The following is a 316-nucleotide window of genomic DNA, read 5'->3' as shown; positions in this document are numbered from 1 at the left end:
CAGGAAGTACGGGAATCACAGGCAACACGGGAACGACTGGAGCGACGGGTGTGACGGGTGACACGGGCAGCACAGGCGTCACAGGTGCAACAGGCAACACGGGGGCTACAGGTGTTACAGGCGAAACGGGAACAACAGGTGCAACAGGCAACACGGGAACTACAGGGACGACTGGCGACACGGGCAGTACAGGAAGCACGGGAGTGACTGGTGTGACTGGGGCCACTGGAGATGCGGGTGCGACTGGGGCGACTGGGGCAACCGGTAATACGGGAGCGACTGGAGAGACAGGTGTAACTGGAACAACTGGCAGTAC

The 316-nt window shown here is 61.1% G+C and carries 1 protein-coding gene; it reads left to right on the top strand.

Translation table 11 applies throughout. The features are described 5' to 3' along the window. A partial coding sequence (locus I2H74_RS11300; protein ID WP_195574415.1) for a hypothetical protein occupies positions 1–316 on the top strand: 316 nt, incomplete at both ends.

Origin of the sequence: Paenibacillus sp. 1001270B_150601_E10, assembly GCF_015558675.1 — a bacterium.
Taxonomy (GTDB): domain Bacteria; phylum Bacillota; class Bacilli; order Paenibacillales; family Paenibacillaceae; genus Paenibacillus_B.
Note: the sequence above shows the minus strand (reverse complement) of the source record. Positions and strands in the feature narration are given on the sequence as shown.